Origin of the sequence: Archangium violaceum, assembly GCF_016859125.1 — a bacterium.
In the GTDB taxonomy this organism is placed as follows: domain Bacteria; phylum Myxococcota; class Myxococcia; order Myxococcales; family Myxococcaceae; genus Archangium; species Archangium violaceum_A.
The window spans coordinates 6740712-6758418 of sequence record NZ_CP069338.1; the positions used below are offsets into that span (position 1 = coordinate 6740712).

17 protein-coding genes are annotated in these 17707 nt (G+C 67.8%); 10 read left to right on the forward strand and 7 right to left on the reverse strand.

From position 1 onward, the window contains the following. Positions 1-261 precede the first annotated feature (261 nt). Entirely contained in the window at positions 262-1848 is a 1587-nt protein-coding gene (locus JQX13_RS28935) for a Kelch repeat-containing protein (RefSeq protein WP_203402714.1), read from the forward strand. A 259-nt stretch (positions 1849-2107) separates the two neighbouring features. Here JQX13_RS28935 and JQX13_RS28940 read toward each other — a convergent pair whose 3' ends face one another. After that, the gene (locus JQX13_RS28940; protein WP_203402715.1) at positions 2108-3340 is read right to left on the reverse strand and encodes a cytochrome P450; all 1233 of its coding nucleotides are present in this window, start codon (positions 3338-3340) and stop codon (positions 2108-2110) included. Between the two features lie 347 nt (positions 3341-3687). On the opposite strand from JQX13_RS28940, the gene cml reads away from it, so the two are divergent. The 4 genes from cml to JQX13_RS28960 all read left to right on the forward strand — a co-directional run bounded on the left by cml (position 3688) and on the right by JQX13_RS28960 (position 6463). Beyond that, positions 3688-4941 (forward strand): CmlA/FloR family chloramphenicol efflux MFS transporter, encoded by a 1254-nt coding sequence (cml, locus tag JQX13_RS28945; protein ID WP_203402716.1) that lies wholly within the window; start codon positions 3688-3690, stop codon positions 4939-4941. A gap of 176 nt (positions 4942-5117) precedes the next feature. Further along, positions 5118-5624: a MarR family winged helix-turn-helix transcriptional regulator gene (locus tag JQX13_RS28950; protein ID WP_203402717.1), complete on the forward strand. Its 507-nt coding sequence runs from the start codon at positions 5118-5120 to the stop codon at positions 5622-5624. Positions 5625-5663: 39 nt separating this feature from the next. Beyond that, a complete protein-coding gene (locus JQX13_RS28955; RefSeq protein WP_203402718.1) occupies positions 5664-6008 on the forward strand; it encodes an antibiotic biosynthesis monooxygenase family protein in 345 nt (114 codons plus the stop codon). Then, positions 6005-6463, forward strand: a complete 459-nt coding sequence (locus JQX13_RS28960; protein WP_203402719.1) for an EVE domain-containing protein — start codon at positions 6005-6007, stop codon at positions 6461-6463. Before JQX13_RS28955 ends, JQX13_RS28960 begins: the two co-directional genes overlap by 4 nt. A gap of 718 nt (positions 6464-7181) precedes the next feature. Here the strand turns inward: JQX13_RS28960 and JQX13_RS28965 are convergent. Both JQX13_RS28965 and JQX13_RS28970 read right to left on the reverse strand, forming a co-directional pair. After that, complete coding sequence (locus JQX13_RS28965) at positions 7182-7766, reverse strand: hypothetical protein (protein ID WP_203402720.1); 585 nt, start codon at positions 7764-7766, stop codon at positions 7182-7184. A gap of 166 nt (positions 7767-7932) precedes the next feature. Further along, positions 7933-8727, reverse strand: a complete 795-nt coding sequence (locus JQX13_RS28970) for a siderophore-interacting protein (RefSeq protein ID WP_343211018.1) — start codon at positions 8725-8727, stop codon at positions 7933-7935. Positions 8728-9057: 330 nt separating this feature from the next. Here JQX13_RS28970 and JQX13_RS28975 point away from each other — a divergent pair, with 330 nt between their 5' ends. Next, positions 9058-9852, forward strand: coding sequence for an AAC(3) family N-acetyltransferase (locus JQX13_RS28975; protein ID WP_203402722.1), 795 nt, complete (start codon positions 9058-9060; stop codon positions 9850-9852). Positions 9853-9992: 140 nt separating this feature from the next. Here JQX13_RS28975 and JQX13_RS28980 read toward each other — a convergent pair whose 3' ends face one another. After that, positions 9993-10712, reverse strand: coding sequence for a dienelactone hydrolase family protein (locus JQX13_RS28980; protein ID WP_203402723.1), 720 nt, complete (start codon positions 10710-10712; stop codon positions 9993-9995). Between the two features lie 142 nt (positions 10713-10854). Beyond that, a complete protein-coding gene (locus JQX13_RS28985) occupies positions 10855-11271 on the reverse strand; it encodes a hypothetical protein (protein WP_203402724.1) in 417 nt (138 codons plus the stop codon). 109 nt (positions 11272-11380) lie between these two features. Here JQX13_RS28985 and JQX13_RS28990 point away from each other — a divergent pair, with 109 nt between their 5' ends. Next, positions 11381-13261, forward strand: coding sequence for a hypothetical protein (locus tag JQX13_RS28990; protein ID WP_203402725.1), 1881 nt, complete (start codon positions 11381-11383; stop codon positions 13259-13261). A gap of 38 nt (positions 13262-13299) precedes the next feature. On the opposite strand, the gene JQX13_RS28995 is transcribed toward JQX13_RS28990, so the two are convergent. Then, complete coding sequence (locus tag JQX13_RS28995) at positions 13300-13545, reverse strand: hypothetical protein (RefSeq protein ID WP_203402726.1); 246 nt, start codon at positions 13543-13545, stop codon at positions 13300-13302. Positions 13546-14370: 825 nt separating this feature from the next. Here JQX13_RS28995 and JQX13_RS29000 point away from each other — a divergent pair. From JQX13_RS29000 to JQX13_RS29010, 3 genes are all read left to right on the forward strand, one after another. Continuing rightward, positions 14371-14958, forward strand: coding sequence for an adenylate/guanylate cyclase domain-containing protein (locus tag JQX13_RS29000; protein WP_203402727.1), 588 nt, complete (start codon positions 14371-14373; stop codon positions 14956-14958). A 27-nt stretch (positions 14959-14985) separates the two neighbouring features. Then, on the forward strand, positions 14986-16134 hold the full coding sequence (locus tag JQX13_RS29005; protein ID WP_203402728.1) for a DNA glycosylase AlkZ-like family protein: 1149 nt from the start codon (positions 14986-14988) through the stop codon (positions 16132-16134). 81 nt (positions 16135-16215) lie between these two features. Then, entirely contained in the window at positions 16216-16497 is a 282-nt protein-coding gene (locus JQX13_RS29010) for a hypothetical protein (RefSeq protein WP_203402729.1), read from the forward strand. Between the two features lie 123 nt (positions 16498-16620). On the opposite strand, the gene JQX13_RS29015 is transcribed toward JQX13_RS29010, so the two are convergent. Next, entirely contained in the window at positions 16621-17640 is a 1020-nt protein-coding gene (locus JQX13_RS29015; protein ID WP_239013914.1) for an SRPBCC domain-containing protein, read from the reverse strand. Positions 17641-17707: the final 67 nt, after the last annotated feature.

Sequence of the window (17707 nt, forward strand, 5' to 3'; positions counted from 1 at the left end):
GGCAAGGTATTGGCTACCCATCGGGCAGTGGCCATCATCACTGGGAATTCAAGGAACTGTCTTGCGGCTTCGGCTCCGCACTCGCTCGAGGGCGCAGACCAACGCTTCATGGTCTCCCCACGGGTGCTCGCGGAGGAGGGAGGGGTTGAAGTCCGATGTTCCGGGAAAAATACAAATAGACGAAATAGTTAGAAAAGCGGAAAGTAGGGGCCGCTGCGCACGGCCGTCGTTGGCGCAGCATCCCGACAGGATCCACACCGTATGCGAACCGTGAAACTCGTCTCCTCCCTCGCCGTCGCCCTCTTGATGCCGGCCTGTGGCGGACCCACCGCTGAAAACCCGAGCAAGCTCGTCACGAGCGCCGCCGCGCTGACCACCGGTGTCTCGCGCGGGTGCACCTTCACCCTCTCGTACAGGGAGATCGCCCCTCCCTATCCGCCCACGTACGTGCCCGTCATCACCCGGCAGGCCTCGGCCTCGTGCCCGTGGGGCGCGGCGAGCGTGGAGCTCCCGGGCGGCTACGCCCCACCCCATCTCTCCCTCGCCGCCAATGACCTGGGGGTCGCCGTCGGATACACGAACCGGTACTCGCCGAGCGGCTCCGCTGGCTCGTGGCTGGAGATCCGTCACCTGGCGCCGGACACCCTGGCGGTGGTGCGCTCCGTGACCCTCCAGTCGCACTTCGAATCCCGCCCCAGCTATGTCGACGGGGAACTGTCCCTGCAGAGCGATGGCACCACCCTCGAGGTCCAGGGCGAGAAGGGCGGCAACTTCCCCGAGGAGACGTCCTTCGGCGGCAAGTACTTCGTCGCGACGTACCCGGACTTCTTCACCAGCACCACGGCGCCCAACATCGTGGTCTCGGTGACCCGGACGCAGGAGCAGGCGGGCACCTGGGCCGCCAACGGCAACCTGACCTACGCGCGCTCCGGCCACACCGCGACCCTCCTCAACGGCACGGGAGACGTGCTGGTGGTGAGCGGCGCCTCGGCGGAGGTGTACAACCCCTACCTCGACGTGTCGGCGCTCACGAGCGCGCCCCTCTTCCCTCGCACCCTGCATGCCGCCACCTCGCTGCCCTCGGGCAAGGTGCTGGTGACGGGTGGGTTGAGCAACGCGGGCTGGAGCAATACCGCGGAGGTGTTCGACCCGGCCACGGGCACGTGGACGTCCGCGGGCACCATGAGCCAGCCTCGCGGCAACCACACGATGACCGTGCTCGGCTCGGGCAAGGTGCTGGTGGTGGGTGGCCACTCCACCACCGGTGAGACGAGCTCCGTGGACGTGTACGATCCGGAGAAGAACGAGTGGAGCCCGGCCGCCCCCATGCCCCTGGCTCGCGCGGGCCACACCGCGACGGAGCTCTACTCGGGCAAGGTGCTGGTGACGGGTGGCACCTCGGCCTCGAGCGCGCGCCGGGAGGCGATGGAGTACGACCCGGCCACGAACACCTGGACGACCTTCGTCACGAGCATGCCGCGGGCGCGCTCCGGCCACCTCGCCGTCCGGCTCTACTCGGGCAAGGTGTTGATCATCGGCGGAGGCCACGACGTGGTCGACATCCATGACCCGTACAGCGGCTACATCTGGACCCCGGGCGCCATCCTCCCGGGCGGGGCCTCGGCCGTCAGCGCGACGATGCTCTACTCGGGCGAGGTGCTGGTGACGACCGCGGGCGGACAGGCCTACCTGTATGATCCGTCCACGGACGCGTGGATGTCCGCGGGCGCGCTGTCGGCGCCGCTCCAGGGCCATGCCGCGACGATGCTGCACACGGGTGAGGTGCTGGTGACGGGCGGCTCCACCTCCAGCACCGCGGTCTCCACCGTGCAGCGCTACACGCGCTGAACGAGGACCGGCGGTCCGGAGCCGGACGAGGCTCAGGCGGTGGGATGCCGCTCCGGGGTGGGGAGCTGCTCCAGCAACCGCTCCCACTCGTCCGGCTTCCTCCGCCGCTACCATCCCAGGCGGGGGAGGGTGTTCGCGTCCTTTGACACCTTCTCTGGCTTTATGCTCGCGCGCGCACCACCCGGGGCGGTCCCCGCCTCCACTCCCCCCGTATCCCCCCGGCCCTCTCGGGCTGCCCCTGCTCGGCGGCGGTCCCCTCTCAGGCCGCGGGCTCGAGGACCACCGGCAGCGACTGGAGCCCGCGGAAGCCCACGTTGTCCACGAACTCCGGCAAGACCCCTGGAGCCACCTGCATTCGGGGGAAGCGGCGCAGCAGCGCGGCGAAGGTCTCCTGTGCCTCCACGCGTGCCAGCGCCGCGCCCACGCAGTAGTGCGGGCCCATGCCGAAGCCCTGGTGACGCAGCTGCTCGCGCCGCACGTCCAGCCGGTCCGGCTCCGGGAAGTGCGCCGGATCCCGGTTCGCCGCCGCTATCATCAGTATCACCCGATCCCCCTTGCGGAAGGTGTGGCCTCCGAACTCCAGGTCCACCGCCGCCACGCGGTTCGTGAACTGCACCGGCGAGTCGTAGCGCAGCAGTTCCTCCACCGCGTCCGGTAGCAGCTCCGGCGCGCCTCGCAGCAGCTCCCACTGGTCCGGGTGGCGCAGCAGCGCCAGCAGCCCGTTGCCAATCAGGTTCGTGGTCGTCTCATGACCCGCGAAGAGCACCAGGGTGCAGGTGGACAGCACCTCCTGCTCGCTCATCAGGTTGCCCTGCTCCTCCGCCTGCACCAGCGCGCTCAACAGGTCATTGCCCGGCTGGGTGCGCCGCCGGGCGAGGAGCGGCCGGAAGTAGTCCTCGAATTCGAGGATGGCTCCCAGCGCCCCCTCCACCTCCGCCAGCGTCGGACGGCCGGTGCCGATGAGGCTCGCCAGCTTGTCCGACCACTTCTTGAGCCGGTACCGGTCCTCCCGCGGCAGCCCCAACATCTCGCCAATGACGATGACGGGCAGCGGGTTGGCCAGCTCGGAGATGACCTCCATCCGCTCCTTGCCCCTCGCCGCGTCCAGCAACTCCTCCACCAGCGCCTGGATGCGAGGACGCAGCGCCTCCACCATGCGCGGCGTGAAGGCCTTGTTGATGAGCGAGCGCAGGCGCGTATGCGAGGGCGCATCATGGAAGAGCAGCCACGAGGCCATGTTGCGGCCCATCGGCTCCAGCTTCCGGAGGACCTCCTCGGGCATCCCCTGGGAGAACATGCCCGTCCGGACCGATGACAGGCGCATGTCGCGGAAGCCCGCGTTCACATCCGCGTGGCGCGTCACCACCCAGGCCTCCCACGGCTCGCTGAAGTGCACGGGCGCCTCACGCAGCAGCCGGGCATAGAAGGGATAGGGGTTCTGTCTCCGCTCGGGGCTCAGCAGCCCGTAGGGGTCGGCAACTTCCATCGGCATGCCCATCATGGTTCCTCGTGCGGGTATTCACCGGCGCCTCTGGATGAAGCGGCGGACCCCGCTGATTCTCTCCCCAAAAACCCTCTTCCAGGGCCGCGACGTGCCTTGCGACAGCAGACCCGCGCTGGAGCGCCCTCGACACAGGTGGATGTTGCTTCATTCGCCATGATGGGGGACGATGCGCTCATCACCGGGGTATCGACATGGATAGCGCTAAGTCCGCAGACCATTGAGCCGCAACAACAACGGAAGTCGTTGTTGCGGCCATCTGCTTTAGACATCCACGAGTAACGTCCTGGAGAGGCAGATCGCCGCCAAATGTCCCTCATTTGCGCGGGTATATCGTCATGCCTCAAAAAAACCGTCCAGTCTGGACTCATTCGCTTTCTGTTGCACTGCTGTTGATGGCCCCATTCGACCTGCTGGCGTCGATGGCCATGGACCTCTATCTGCCGGTGGTGCCGGAAATGCCGGCCATTCTCGCCACCTCGCCCGAGGTCGTTCAGTTGACGCTGAGCCTCTACATGGTCGTCCTGGGCGCGGGGCAACTCGTGTTCGGGCCGATCTCCGACAGGATGGGGCGCCGCCCCGTCCTCTTCGGCGGTGCGGTCCTGTTTGGCATTGCCTCCTTCCTGCTTGCTGGCACCACGTCCGCGGCGGCCTTCGTGAGCCTTCGTATCCTCCAAGCCCTGGGGGCGGCAGCGGCACTCGTTGCCACCTTCGCGACGGTGCGCGATGTCTATGCGGATCGCCCGGAAGGAGCGGTCATCTACAGCCTGTTCGGTTCGATGCTGGCGTTCGTGCCGGCACTGGGACCGGTCCTCGGCGCCCTGATTTCCGATCATCTCAGCTGGCGTGCCAACTTCATCCTGCTGGGTGTCCTCGTTGGTATCGCCGCGCTGAATGCGTTGCCGAAGTGGAACGAAACGAGGCCCCTGAACGGAATCAGGCCGCATGTGGCGTTCGGGCCGATTCTCACCGACCTTCCTTTCTGGAGCTACACGCTCGGGTTCAGCGCGGCGATGGGCGCGTTCTTCGTCTTCTTCTCGACGGCACCCCGTGTCCTCATCGATCGAGTCGGCTTTTCGCAGCTCGGCTTCAGCCTTGTGTTCGCCACGGTGGCGCTCGTCATGATCGCGACGACACGGTTTGCCAGGCTGTTCGTGGCGCGGTGGGGGAGTGCCGGGAGCCTCGTTCGTGGGATGGGACTGTTGCTCCTGGGGGCGGCACTCCTGGCGACTGGGGAGCTGACCGCCGCTCCGTCCTTCTGGGTCTTCATCCCACCGATGTGGCTCATCGCGATTGGCATCGTCTTCACCTGTTCGGTGACGGCGAATGGCGCACTCCAGGACTTTGGCCATGTCGCCGGCACGGCGACCGCCCTCTATTACTGCATCGAAAGCCTCATCGTCGGTGCGGTGGGGACGGCACTGGTGGTTCTCTTGCCTGGCGACACGGCATGGCCGCTGGTTGCCTATTGCACGCTCATGGCGCTCGCCACGCTGGGTTTCAGGAGGTGGGTGGATTCTAGAAGGCAGGGGGAACCTCCCATCCTGCATCAGAAGGCCCAGCCCACGGCCAGCGACGTGCGCTCTCATTAGGCAACCGCGAGGGGGAGGGAGCGGGGCGGCACGCGGCCTCGCTCCCTTCGGGCCGCGGGCCGCGCTCGAGGTGCTCGGGTCGGGTAGGCAGGCTGCACACGCCTGCCCAGGCCGCCCTCCCAGGCGCCGTGTTTTCCGTTGCTCGCCGGCGTCCAGATGGTTAGGCTCCTAATCAGATGGCTCTCGAACTGAAACAGCTCCCGGAGCACGAGGCCCTCCAGAAGGATGCGGAGCGCTACCCGGGGTCGGATGTGTCGGCCGTGGAGACGTGCCTCGCCCTGCTGCGGGTCTCGGGAGACGTGGAGGCGGCCTACGGGACGCACTTCGCGCGGCATGGCCTGTCGCAGGCGCGCTTCATCGTCCTCATGACGTTGCAGCGGGAGGAGGAGCTGCGCCCGGCGGAGCTGGCCGAGCGCACGGGGGTGACGCGCGCGACGGTAACGGGCCTGCTGGACGGGCTGGAGAAGGAGGGCCTCATCCTGCGGAGGGCGCACGCGGAGGATGGGCGCATGTCGTTGGTGCGGCTGTCGGCCAAGGGGCGCCAGCGGCTGGAGGGAATCCTCCTGGACCACTATCGCCGCACGGCCGCGCTGATGGCGGGCCTGTCCACCGAGGAGCGCCAGCACCTCACCCGACTGCTCGCGAAGGTCGCCGCCGGAATTCCCCACGTCCGGGACCCCTGAGTCTCTTTTTTTTGACCAGATGATTAGGAGGCTAACCACATGGAAGTGACCACCACGAGCATCGAGCCCGGCAGTGGGCTGTGCACCCTCATCAACGTTTTCGCCGTGGAGCCCGAACGGCAGGCGGAGCTGGTGAAGCTGCTGGAGAACGCGACGGAGCAGGTGATGCGGCACCTGCCGGGCTTCGTCTCGGCGAACATCCACCGGGGCCTGGATGGCACTCGTGTGGCCAACTACGCGCAGTGGGCGAGCCGTGAGCACTTCGAGGCCATGCTGCGCAACCCGGAGGCGCAGCATCACATGCGGGCCGCGGCGGCACTGGTCCAGAAGTTCGAGCCGCACCTCTATGAGGTGGTCTCCGTGCACGCAAGGAGTGTTCCGTGAGGGAGCGGCGCTATTGGGTGGCGGTGGCCTCGTGCGACCACGTGCGCACGGGCGTGGAGGGGGGCTTCGCGCAGGCCTGCCACGGGAAGGCCGCGCCGCTGCGCCGCGTGGCTCCGGGGGATTGGGTCATCTACTACTCGCCGCGGAGGCACTTCGAGGGTGAGGAGCCCTGCCAGGCCTTCACGGCCATCGGCCGCGTGGAAGAGGCACCGGTGGAGCAGGTGGAGATGGGTGGAGGCTTCAAACCCTTCCGTCGGGCGGTGGCCTTCCTCCCGTGCCGCGAGGTGCCCATCCGCCCGTTGCTCGGGCGGTTGAGCTTCATCGAGGACGTGCGGCGCTGGGGTTACATCTTCCGCCGTGGCCACTTCGAACTGCCCGAGCAGGACTTCCGGCTGCTGTCCCGGGAGATGCTGGGCGAGGAGCAGCTCCACCTGTCCGTCCAGGTAGACCTTTGACACCTTCCCGGCAAGGTGGAGGACGTGGCCGAGCACATCGGCCACGTGGGCCTCGGCTCCGACTTCGACGGCGTGGGTCCCCCGCGGCCCACCGCGTTTCAACCGCCGTGACGGGACGGGCAGGCGACGCCTGCCCAGGCGTGCTCCCCTCGGGGATGCGGCAGCGAGCGTGGTCCGATGCGCTCCCCACCTTGCTCGCCTTCGCCAGCAGTGAGGCGGGGTTGTCTCCCATCTCCGCTGGAAGTCTCCGCACCGCACGCCTCTCATGCTTCGAGGGGCGGCGTGAGCGTGGACGTGCGCACCCATCCCCAACCGGCGGCATACCCTGCCCCGAGGTCCCGTATTCCGTGCCACGTCTCGCTCCTCCCACCCGCCGGTCATCGTCATGTTGAAATTGATACGTACGAAGCGTCCGGGCCCGTCTAGAGACGGCGCGAGGCGATGGACGAGGTGCACTCACCGCGCAGCCCCCTTGGGGCACACGTCGGCCCTGGCCGTCCCGCCAGCAGGGGCGCCTCAGGGGAGCAGGGGGGCTTGGTAAAATTGCTCAGGCCTCCGGGCCACGAACCAGGAGGTGCACGTGGAGAAGGAATGGGAGCGGTTCCGGCGGGAGGTGGTACAGCCGCCGACGGTACACGCGCCCTCGCTAGTGGCGACTACCTTCGCGGTAATGTCTCCGTGGGGCTGGCAACCTCCCCGCGTTTGTAGCGCGGCCGGGTCAGGGGTACTTCGTCGAGAAGTCGCTGGATGGCCAGAAGAAGCCCCACTCGGTCTCGATGACCACCGGACCGCGTGCTTGCGCTCCGTGGACCTGGACTCGCTGGTCCCTGGGCGTCTCCTTGATCCGCGCGCTTCCCCCGGGCCAGGGGGGCGTCGCGAGAGAGACCACGATGTCCGGGGTGGGCGCTGTCCGGTTCCGTTCCAGGCGCAGATCCGCGTACTCATGGGTCGAGTCGGAACTCTTCTCGATGCGGATCGTCATGTACATCGTCACCGGCCGTCTCGCGGCCACGATGCGCCGCAGCCGCCTGTAGTACCGCGGTGCGCGTATGAGCTGGAGCACCCCGAACACGATGGCCATGAGTCCCCAGAGCGGAAGGTGTCCGGGAAACGCCATGGCCTCGAGTCGCTCTCCCATGTCGATCTGCTTCAGGAAGCTCTGCCCACCCACCAGGATGAAGGCCATCCCGGTGAAGATCCACCCGAAGCCCCAGCGGGAGGCGGAGACGATCTGTTGGTGGATCCAATGCTCGAACTCGGCCTGTCGGGCCTCGATGGATAGCGGCACGGACGGAGTACTCATGGAGTCCCGATGCCATAGCCGCTCGGAGCGCTGGAGGAAAGCCCCGCTTTCCCAGAGGCGTCTACATGAGCAAGCGGAAGAAGCTGACGCCGCGCGCTCACGAAAGCCCGCGACGCCAGCTCGGTTCACTCGGTTCAGGGACTCTTCGGATGAGCCGGAAGGGCGCTCACTCCTCGTCGTGGTCGTGGTCCGACACGCCCCGCTTCCAGTACCCCGTGACGCTCATCCACGCCTTGTTCATGCCCCGCTCGTTGAGCAGGTGCAGGCGCAACGTGCGCATGACGGTGGACTCCCCCGCGCCCCAGGCGAAGTAGTCGCCCGGCGGAAAGGACAACTCACGAACGGCCTTCTCCAGGAGGTTCGTCGAGCCGGGTCTGGCTCCTTCCCGGTACAGCCAGGTCAGGTCCAATTGGGCCCGGGTCTGGAGCGGCACCCGCGCGGAGGCGTCGGGGACCTCGACGAAGGCGATGACACGGGCCCCCGCGGGCAACTCCTCGAGCCGGCGGGCAAGGGCGGGAAGCGCGGTCTCGTCTCCGACGAAGAGGTACCAGTCGAAGTCATAGGTGACCACCATCGAGCCACGTGGGCCGGCGATACCCAGCATGTCACCCGGCTTCGCCTGGGCCGCCCACGTGGAGCCGGGCCCCGCGCCGTGGATGACGAAGTCGATGTCCAGTTCCCCCGCGACCGGATCATGGCGCCGGGGCGTGTAATCGCGCAGCGCCGGCCGCGGCTTGTCCGGCGGAAACTCCAGGCCCCGAGGCCCCATTCCAGTCGGAACGACGGGCATCCGCTCACCCTCGGCCGGGAAGAATACCCGGACATGGTCGTCCGCGCCCTCGCTCCGGAAGCCCTCCAGGTCTTTTCCTCCGAGTGTCACCCGCACCATGTTCGGAGTGATGCGGGTTGTCCGGAGCACTTCGAGGATACGGACCTTGATGGGGAAAGGTCCCTTTCTCACGACTCGTTCACGTGTATTCATCGGGGCCGAATCTAACCGAGAGGCACCGCCGGGGGCAGGCAGTCGGTCATCCGCCGGAATGGCGACGCCGAGTCCTGCTGCGAGCGCCTCTTCATTCTTCTTCTTCCGCTGCGCCTGTCCTGGCCCGGAGCGGGCTCTTGCCTTTCAACCGGATGCCCCGCCCCGTCCACCCGTAGCGCCGAGCGTGAGCGCGCTGCTCGAGTGATTCCTCCATGGCACGCCGACACCGGCGGTGGCCCGACACCGGGGCGGGCCGACATCGTAGAGTTCCAACGCACTGGCCCCGGAGCCAGCGGATGGAGCAACGCGATGACGGAAATGAGAGTCGCTCAGGTGGTCGCCCAGCTTCGGGCATTGGGCGTACGCCCGGGTGGTGTGCTGCTCGTCCACACGTCGTTCAGGGCGGTGCGGCCCATCGAAGGAGGCCCGCTGGGGCTGATTGACGCACTGAGGTCCGCGCTCGGGGAGGAGGGCACGCTGGTCATGCCGACGATGACCGACGGCGAGACGGTCTTCGACCCCGCGTCGACGCCAACCTGCGACATGGGCATCACCGCCGAGCTGTTCTGGAGACAGCCGGGTGTACGGCGCAGCACGCATCCGGGTGGCTCGTTCGCGGCCGTGGGTCCGATGGCCGAGCGCATCTGCGCACCCCAGCCCCTGTCGCCCCCGCACGGCCCGGACAGCCCGGTGGGCCGCGTACATGACCTCGCCGGACAGGTGTTGCTCCTCGGCGTGGGTCACAGCGAGAACACGACGTTGCACCTGGCGGAGGCCCTCGCGGGCGTGCCCTACTCCGTCGAGCATCCCTGCGTCGTCGAGGTGGACGGTGCCGTACGAACCGTGATGATCCCCGAGACCGACCATTGCTGCCGGGGCTTCAACCTGCTCGACGAGCCGCTGCGCGCGCGCGCGTTGCAGCACGAGGGCCTCGTGGGCCACGCCCGGGCGCGGCTGTGCGATTCACGGGACATCGTCGCCACGGCGGTCGGGCTGCTCGCGTCGGATCCTCTCGTGTTCCTGTGTTCACCGGAGGAGCACTGCGAGGAGTGCGACCAGGCGCGCGCCAGCGTCGGCCCGCCAGGTCGAGCATCCGCTCGCTAACGGAGGCCGTGAGGCGGGACTCCATCTCGTCATATTGGCGGATGACGGCGGCGCACTCGGCCCACCACGTCCGCATCTGCGGCTTCTGGGTTGTCATGTCCGGACGATGGGCGAGAGAGTGAACCGTGCTGCTGGCGCCGTCAGGCTCCCAGGTGCTCGTGGAAGAACGCCGTGGTGGCACGCCATGATTTCCGCGCGGCGTCCTTGTCGTAGCTCTCCCGGTCCTCGCAGAAGAAACCGTGGGTGGCCCCGGAGAACACCGACAGGGTGTATTGCTTGCCCGCCCTGCTCAATGCCTCGGCGATGCGCCCATGCTCTTCCGGCCGGATGAAGGGGTCCTCCGCGCCGTACCACAGTTGAATCGGCGCCCGCATGTCCCCCACGCGATCGAGCAGGGTCTTGCGGCCGAAGGCGTCCTCGACCGGGCCGATGCCGCCGCCATAGAACGCGGCGGCCGCCTTGAACCGCGACGCCAGCGCGGCGTTCGCGAGGAACGCATAACGCCCCCCCATGCAGAATCCGATCACCGCGACCGAGGTCCAGTCGGCTTCCTCCCGGGCCGCCAGGAAATCGAGCGCCCTCTCCGTCCGCGCCAGGACGGTGTCATCGTCCATCCGCTTCAGGTGAGCGATGGCGTTGGGCAGATCGTCGTACGCGTAGACGGCTCCGTCATAGAGGTCCGGCGTCACCGCGGCGAAGCCCGCATCGGCGAAGCGCTCGGTCAGCCGCTTGAAATGATCGTTGAGGCCATAGGCCTCGATGTAGATCACGACGGACGGGAACTGTCCTGCCCCCTCGGGGCGTGCGTAATAACCCCGCAGTCCATCGCCCAGCTCGACCCACTCGCCACGTACGCTCATCGTCTTGCTTCCTCTTCCGGTTGATGGCTCCCATGGCAGCGCCCGCGGACCATGGCCGGTGCCAGAGGGTAGAACAAGAATGCCCGTCGCGAGGAAGGCCTCACGAGCAGGGGAGGTGCCGGACGTACGGAACACTTCATTCTCAGTCCTCGTCCATTATCCAAGGTGGCCCAGGTGAGGGGGTTGCAGGACCAGCCGCCCGAGTGGGAGTGGTCGCATCGGCGTTGCTGAAGAAGCGGCCCTCGGGCCCGAAGAGGTCACAGAAGCGCGCCACGAGCTCCCGGGCCCGCTCTGGCTCCAGGGACTCCGAGTCATAGGCGAGAGCCAGGTGCGGCACCCGGCCCAGCAGGGCCTCCGCTTCCACGCGCGAGAGGGGCCTCCACGAGTCGCCCAGGGGGCGGAACTCCTGTTCCTTCGCGCGCTCGTCCAGCGCCTTCAGGTCCGTCTCGTCCTCGCCCTGGGCCGCGAGGGAGAAGCGCACTTCACCGGAGGAACGCTCCGACGTCAGTGCCTCGCTCAACGGCTGGATACGGGACTCGAGCTCTTGGGGCGGGGCCATGCGCCAGGAGCATACCGGGAGCGCTCGCGACTGTTGGCGCGCGGTCGAAGGGCACGGGCTGGGACGGCTGGCCTGGAGGGGGAGGTGACGGGCGGGTAGTCTTGGCGGGATGCGTGGGCCCTTCCTCGTCGCGGTGTTGCTCCTCCTCGCGCCAACGGTGACCCGGGCCGACGGGGAGAGCGGCGCGCCTTCCCGGTACACGCAGGTCGACGAGGGGTATGTCCGCATCGTGGACGTCTCGGGCCGGATGTCCCTGAGTCGGAACCACTCGCGCGGCCCGTTCAAGCCCATCTACGAGCAGGCCATCAAGGTGGACAACCACCTGGACCTGGAGCTGTTCGATGTGAGCCTCGAGTTGGGCTACCTCACGTTGGACTCGACGACACACGTGGTGAGGCGCGAGCACTACATGCAGATCTTCAATGCGCGCGGGCCGACCACGGTGCACTTCATCTACGCGCCTCCCTTGCCGGCACTCGAAGAGAGGCCCACCGCTGCCCTGGTGCGCTACCGGGTGGCGGCGAGCCCGGCGCGGACGCAGGGCCTCACCCGGACCCTGTTGATGCTGTCCAACTCCAAGGGACGGGTGGACCTGGCCGTGGCGGCGGAAATCCTCCCCGAGCTGGGGCCGGACGCGACGCTCGTCCGCGAGGAGGTGCGCAAGTGGGTGGCCGGCGGGCCCCTCGGCATCGCCGAGGCGTTCGGCCAGGGCATCACCCCGTTGTATGCACTGCGCCTGCTGGGCCGCGTCGGGACGGGGGAGGACGTCCCCCTGCTGCTCTCCGTGCTGGAGTCCGGCCCGGACTACTCCTGGTACTGGCCCTCACTCGAAGCGCTGCGCGAGGCGCTTCCCGACCACCCGATGACGAACCTGTTCGCCTCGGGCGCGACGCTGGAGCATGTGGTGGAGGACGCGGTGAGGGACCTCCAGCCGGCGCTGGCCGTCCCGGCGCTCGTGACGGTGGCGTACCGGGAAGGCCCTCAGCGGAACGCGGCGCGGGCCTTGTTGCGCAAGTGGACGACCGAGGAACTCGTGGACGTGCTGCGTGGGCCCGCCGCGGCGGAGACCCTCCGGGTGCTCTGCGCGAGCCGTACTCCAGACGCGCTGCCACTCGTCCTGGGGCTGGGCGTGACGCGTGTGGAGGGCGTGGATCTGAGGATGTGTCTCTCCGCGATGCCGGAGAAGGAGACGAACGTCGCGCTGGTGGGGGCACTGGGCGAGGAGCTGGGCCCGCTGGAAGATGCCGTCCTCTCCCTTCTGGTGGCTCGGAGCGGCGTGGTGCGGGCACCGCTTCGGGCCCGGGCCTCGAAGCTGGGGCTGAGGGGGGACGCCGCCGACACGGGGGCGTTGGCGCGCGCCATCCATGAGCACCTGCGCTCGGAGCGCATGGGCGCCCTCCAGGCGACGCTGGACGCCGTCGACGCCGCGGTTCGCGACGAACTGTTCGACTCCGCGCTGGCGCTCCTGGGGAAGGCCGCGAAGGAGGCGCGGGGGCGCGAGCAGCGCGCGAAACTCGCCGTGGCCCATGCCCGGTTCGCGCAGGTGGCCACCCGGGCGCGGAACCTGGACATGGTGGACAGGGCGCTCGAAGGCATCGAAGTGCCACGCTCCGGCCACGAGCATGAGGCCGACCTGGACCCGGAGCTGACGGAGCTGGCCCGGCTCCTCCTGTCCAACTGGAGGGATCGGTATGTGGACATGCAGCTCGCGCGGATCGAGGCGCGAGTGGGGGAGGCTACCCGCCCGGAGCTCGCCCGGATCTACATGGCCAGCATCGACGGCCACCCGCGGTCGATTCGGGTGGCCTACGCGGAGCGGGCGCTCGCGCTGGAGCCGGGCAATACCGCCGCGCGGCACCTCATCGAGGAGGACGCTCGCGCGAGGGCCCGCGATGCGCACTTCCGGTCCCTTGCCATCGGTGCGGGATGGCTCCTGTTGGTGGGCCTCGTCGTGTGGTTCATCGTGTCTCGGCCTCGCGCGGCGGTGTGAGGGCTCGGGAGGACCGGGCCCGCTTCGCCCAACGGGAGTCACTCGCGACGGGCTCGCCCAATCGCTTGCTCCACTCCCCCTGGTGAGCTCCCCGAGGGACTCACTCCGCCACGGTGATAGGCGGATACCGTGGACGCCAGCATCTGGGCGAAGAGCGGCTCCTCGCGCGTCTCCGCCGCGAGCCCGAGTACCACATCCGCGACCGCGGCCGCGTCGTCCCAGCCCAGGGGGTGGACTCGGAGCCGGGCGGCCGGGGGCCACAGCGACAGGTCCGAGGCGAGCACGCTCGAAGCCAGTCCCGTCGCGCGTCACCGACACCAGGGCCTTGACGGCATCTCGCCACCCGGCGCGGACGGAGCGGTCCTGGAGGTACGCCGCCGTGCTCCGGGCCACCTGCTCCTCGAAGCCCGGGGCCCACGCGGTCAGCGCCTGAATGGCGTTGCGTCGCACGTCCACCTCCGGGTGCCTGGCCAGTTGGAGGACGATTCCGGCATAGCGGGGGCGGAGTCGGGCGGGGAGCAACTCGGGGTGCTGGTCGAGGATGCTCCCGGCCACGTACTCGTCCGGGCTCCGGGCCAGGGTCTCCACCATCTCCCAGGCGAAGTCCGACGTCTCCATCAGCTTGCGCGCGGCGTGATCCACGGTGATCCGCACATCGGGGCGTCGGGAAATGCTCCCGCACACGCGCCGGAAGGTTACGAGCTGGCCTCCTGGTGTCTCACCCAAGGCGTTCTTCACGAGGACCCGGGCCGCTTGTTGGAGGGGTTCGGGAAGGAGGCCCTCCGTCATGGGCTGCGACTCCGGTGGGTGATTGCTTCCGTGCTCGCGCAGCCCCACGGGGTGCGCCGAGGTTGCATGCCTGGGGCGCGCCGCCGGGTTTGCCCGTTCCGGAGCGTTTCGCTTCCTGGCTGTCCCGCTGCTTGGAGAAACTCGACCTGGCGCAGGCGCAACCCTGTCGGTTCCGCGGGGCGGGAGAGATGGCCGGAGGCGCGTCACGGCCTTCCCTGGGGCTTCGAAGATACGGTGTCACGGACTGCCTCGTCCTCCCTCGTGCGGCCATGCGGAGCATGTGCTCCATATGGATGGGGCGCTACGCGGGAAGCCTGGTCATGGAGGGGCTGGGTCGCCCCGGTGGTGTCAGCTCCGCTGAGGACGTCGTCTGGTATTGCGACCTGCGCTCCTACACCGAGCATGGTCAGGTGCTGTCTCCGGAAGGCATGGTGGCGCTTCTGAACGACTATCTGGCCTGCGTTGGGGGCGCCATCGAGGCCCATGGAGGAGAAATCATCCGTTTCCTGGGAGACGCGGTGCTGGCCACCTTCCGCGCGAGCCAGCATCAAGAGGGACTGACGGGAGCCTGTGGGGCCGCCGTCCTGGCGGCTCGGGATGCCATGGCGTGTGTCGACGGGCTCAATGAGACAAGACGTGAGAGGGGATTGAGGCCCATCCGGTTCGACATCGCGCTGAGTGTTGGTGAGCTGTGCTATGGGGCACTGGGGACACCCGCACGACTTGATTTCACCGCGGTCGGGTTGGCCGTCAATCTGGCTGGGCGCATCGAGTCGCTCTGCGAACAACTGGGCGAGCCGGTTCTGGTCTCCAATTCCTTCGCGCAGGCATGCCAGATGCGGCTGCGACCGCTGGGCGCATTCAACGTCAAGGGATTCCCGGAGCCGCAAGCCGTCCATGGCCTGTAGGGCTCGGGTGTGAGAAGAATGCCGGTGATGGAGCACACAATCTCGCTTGCCCTCTTGCGGCACTATTCCTTCGCGCGACAGCACGTCACCCCCGGGGCCCAGGCCCCGGAGATAGGGCAGGTTGCACAGACATTGGTGGGGGTCCACTCCGCGCGCCTCCAGACTCCGTTCGTGGCACTGCACAACAGGGTCGTCGACTTCTCGGTCCCGCGGCTCCGCCATGAGCTCCATGTGGCGCGCCGCTTCATCAAGCTGCGCTGCATGCGCAAGACGCTCCACACGGTGCCGCTGGCCCTTGCCCCTGTCGTGCATCAGGCGACCCTGGGGTTCCGCGTGGCGGAGTGCGACCGGCTCTATCGAAAGCTTGGGCTATCGCCAGGACAGATTCGCCGGTTGCAAGACGCGGTCATGCTCGCGGTGCAGGGGCGGGAGCGTTCCTCACGAGAGATCGAGATTTTCGTACGAGGTCGCTGCCGTCTGGAAAAGGACGTGCTGACTGCCGCGGTGCGTGCGTCCATCAAGGAACTCTGGGAGCGCGGACGCCTCTGCTACCTCAACCAGAGTGAGCACTGGGGCCAGGAGGAGCGCTACTACGCGGACACCGGACAACACTACGCGGGACTTTCCCTGGACTCGATCGAGCCCGAGGAAGCGCAGCGGCAACTCGTCCGCTTCTACATCGATGGTTACGGGCCTGCACTGGAAGAGGACCTTTGCTGGTGGTCGGGGTTGAGTCAGGGGGTCATCCGGCGGTGTATCGCGCACCTCGGATCGGACGCGGTCCGGGTCCGTGTGGATGGCCTGGAGGGTTCGTTCCTGATGAGTCGACGTGGGCGAGAAGCCATGCTCGATTCCTCGCTCCCGCGGGAACCCTGGGTGAGGCTGCTCGCCTACGAGGATCCCAGCCTCAAGGGTTATGCCGCGAGCAGGGCGCGGTATGTCGACGTGCGTCACTATTCGAGGCTCTTCAATGCCATTGGCGAAGCGCGTGCGAGTATCGTGGCCGATGGGGAAGTGGTCGGCTGCTGGACCTGGGACAAGAAGCGTCAGGACGTGGTTCTCGAGTGCTTCAACCCGCTGAAAGGCGAGCTGCCCATGCTCCTGGTCATCGCGAGGGAGCGTCTGGCGCAATGTCTTCGCGGCGGACCGGTCCAGCGTGTCGCGCACCCTGTTTGATCACGAAAGATTCTCTGGGAGGAGTCTGTGCCCGGTGAGGTAGGAGCAGTCAGATCGCGAGTTCGCCCATAGGAGAGAGCCATGTACACTCGGGTCACGTTTGGTGGCTATGAGAGCAAGGCGGATGCGGACGAGGCGATGTCCTTGTTGAAGGAGTCCCTGCTGCCGAAGCACCGCGCGGTCGCCGGGGCGAAGGACATGTACGCTCTGCGCACGGGGGAAACCAGTTCGATGGTGGTCGCCATCTATGACTCGCAGGAGTCCGCCGAACGGGCCAACAGCCTGCGGGGTGAGTCCATCGAACGGATGAGGCGCTACCAGACGGATCATCCCCGCATCATCGATGGGGCCTCGCACCTGTAGCAGACGTTGAGGGGGAGCGACAACTACACCTCCCCATCCTGAGTGACGGCAGCCGTCGGTGGAAACGAAGAACCAGGCTCCGGGCGCCAACATGCGACCCGGGGTTTTCTTTTGAATCCGTCGTCACTCCTTCGCGAGGCCTTCGAGCACCCTGGACCAGTGCTCGCGCATCGCCTCGCGGGCCTTCGCGTCCGGCAGCTTCTCCATGTGCACGTGGAAGGAGACGCCTCGCGCCTTCGGCATCAGCGTGAGCTGTAGCGTCGCGGGTTTCTTCCAGCCGTCTGGCTGCCAGGTCATGCGGATGCGCTGCCCGGGCTTCACCACCCGGACCTCGCCGCGTACGCCGGGTGCTCCACGGCGCTTGGGAACCTCATAACCCGCCCCCGGCTCGAGAGTCAGCTTCGCGCCGGCACCGAGCCATCGCTCCGCTTGTGTTGCAACCCGCTCCCACATCTCATGGGCACTCATTGGCAGCGTGCGCACCACGCCCACCTGGAAGCCCGCGGCCGCCGTCTCGCCCACGACCCGCTTGCCGCGGGCCTGCTCGTACGCCACGGCAATGGACTGCCGCCACCACGTGGACTCCACCTCTCGGGCCAGGTAGGCGACGAGCTGCTTGTGGTTCAGCTCGCCTGCCCCTGCCGCGTCCAGCACGCGTGTCCACCCCTTCCAGTCCCGCCCGGTCGCCTCCTTCACGGCGCTGTCGGTCACGCGGTCGGTGACGAGCGCCTTCTTCGCGTTCGCCTTCTTCTTCGTGGCCGAGGGCTTCTTCCCGCTCGAGGCAATCTCCGCGAGCCGTGCCTGCACCAGCATCTTCACCAGCTTCGCCGGGAGCGGCTTGTCGGGCGGGAAGGTCACGCCGCTCTTCGACGTGGCGTAGCCGTCCAGCTGCGCCTTCAGCGCCGGCACCACGCTGCCGCTGAAGGGATAGTAGCCGCAGTGGGTCTTGAAGAAGGCGAAGCCGGCCACGGCGTTCCCGTCGACCTTGAAGGTGGGCATCCGGTAGCTGATGGTCTCGACCGCCCCCGGGAGCAGCTTGCGGAGCTGCATGTGCAGCGCCCCCAGCGTCTTCTTCGCCGCCGGGTCCTCCAGTCCCGCCAGGTATGCGTCGATGGGCGTCAGCCCTCTCTGTTTCGTCGCCATGGTCTTCGGGCTCCTGTGGTGTTTTCGGAATGCGGTACGTATCCGCGCTCCGGCGCCCGCGGACATT

Coding starts and splice junctions, on each gene's coding strand:
- cml (WP_203402716.1), top strand. CDS start 3,688: ATGCCTCAAAAAAACCGTCCAGTCTGGACTCATTCGCTTTCTGTTGCA.
- JQX13_RS28965 (WP_203402720.1), bottom strand. CDS start 7,766: ATGAGTACTCCGTCCGTGCCGCTATCCATCGAGGCCCGACAGGCCGAG.
- JQX13_RS29000 (WP_203402727.1), top strand. CDS start 14,371: ATGGAGGGGCTGGGTCGCCCCGGTGGTGTCAGCTCCGCTGAGGACGTC.
- JQX13_RS28985 (WP_203402724.1), bottom strand. CDS start 11,271: ATGGCCCCGCCCCAAGAGCTCGAGTCCCGTATCCAGCCGTTGAGCGAG.
- JQX13_RS28935 (WP_203402714.1), top strand. CDS start 262: ATGCGAACCGTGAAACTCGTCTCCTCCCTCGCCGTCGCCCTCTTGATG.
- JQX13_RS29015 (WP_239013914.1), bottom strand. CDS start 17,640: ATGGCGACGAAACAGAGAGGGCTGACGCCCATCGACGCATACCTGGCG.
- JQX13_RS28950 (WP_203402717.1), top strand. CDS start 5,118: ATGGCTCTCGAACTGAAACAGCTCCCGGAGCACGAGGCCCTCCAGAAG.
- JQX13_RS28955 (WP_203402718.1), top strand. CDS start 5,664: ATGGAAGTGACCACCACGAGCATCGAGCCCGGCAGTGGGCTGTGCACC.
- JQX13_RS28940 (WP_203402715.1), bottom strand. CDS start 3,340: ATGCCGATGGAAGTTGCCGACCCCTACGGGCTGCTGAGCCCCGAGCGG.
- JQX13_RS28975 (WP_203402722.1), top strand. CDS start 9,058: ATGACGGAAATGAGAGTCGCTCAGGTGGTCGCCCAGCTTCGGGCATTG.
- JQX13_RS29010 (WP_203402729.1), top strand. CDS start 16,216: ATGTACACTCGGGTCACGTTTGGTGGCTATGAGAGCAAGGCGGATGCG.
- JQX13_RS29005 (WP_203402728.1), top strand. CDS start 14,986: ATGGAGCACACAATCTCGCTTGCCCTCTTGCGGCACTATTCCTTCGCG.
- JQX13_RS28990 (WP_203402725.1), top strand. CDS start 11,381: ATGCGTGGGCCCTTCCTCGTCGCGGTGTTGCTCCTCCTCGCGCCAACG.
- JQX13_RS28980 (WP_203402723.1), bottom strand. CDS start 10,712: ATGAGCGTACGTGGCGAGTGGGTCGAGCTGGGCGATGGACTGCGGGGT.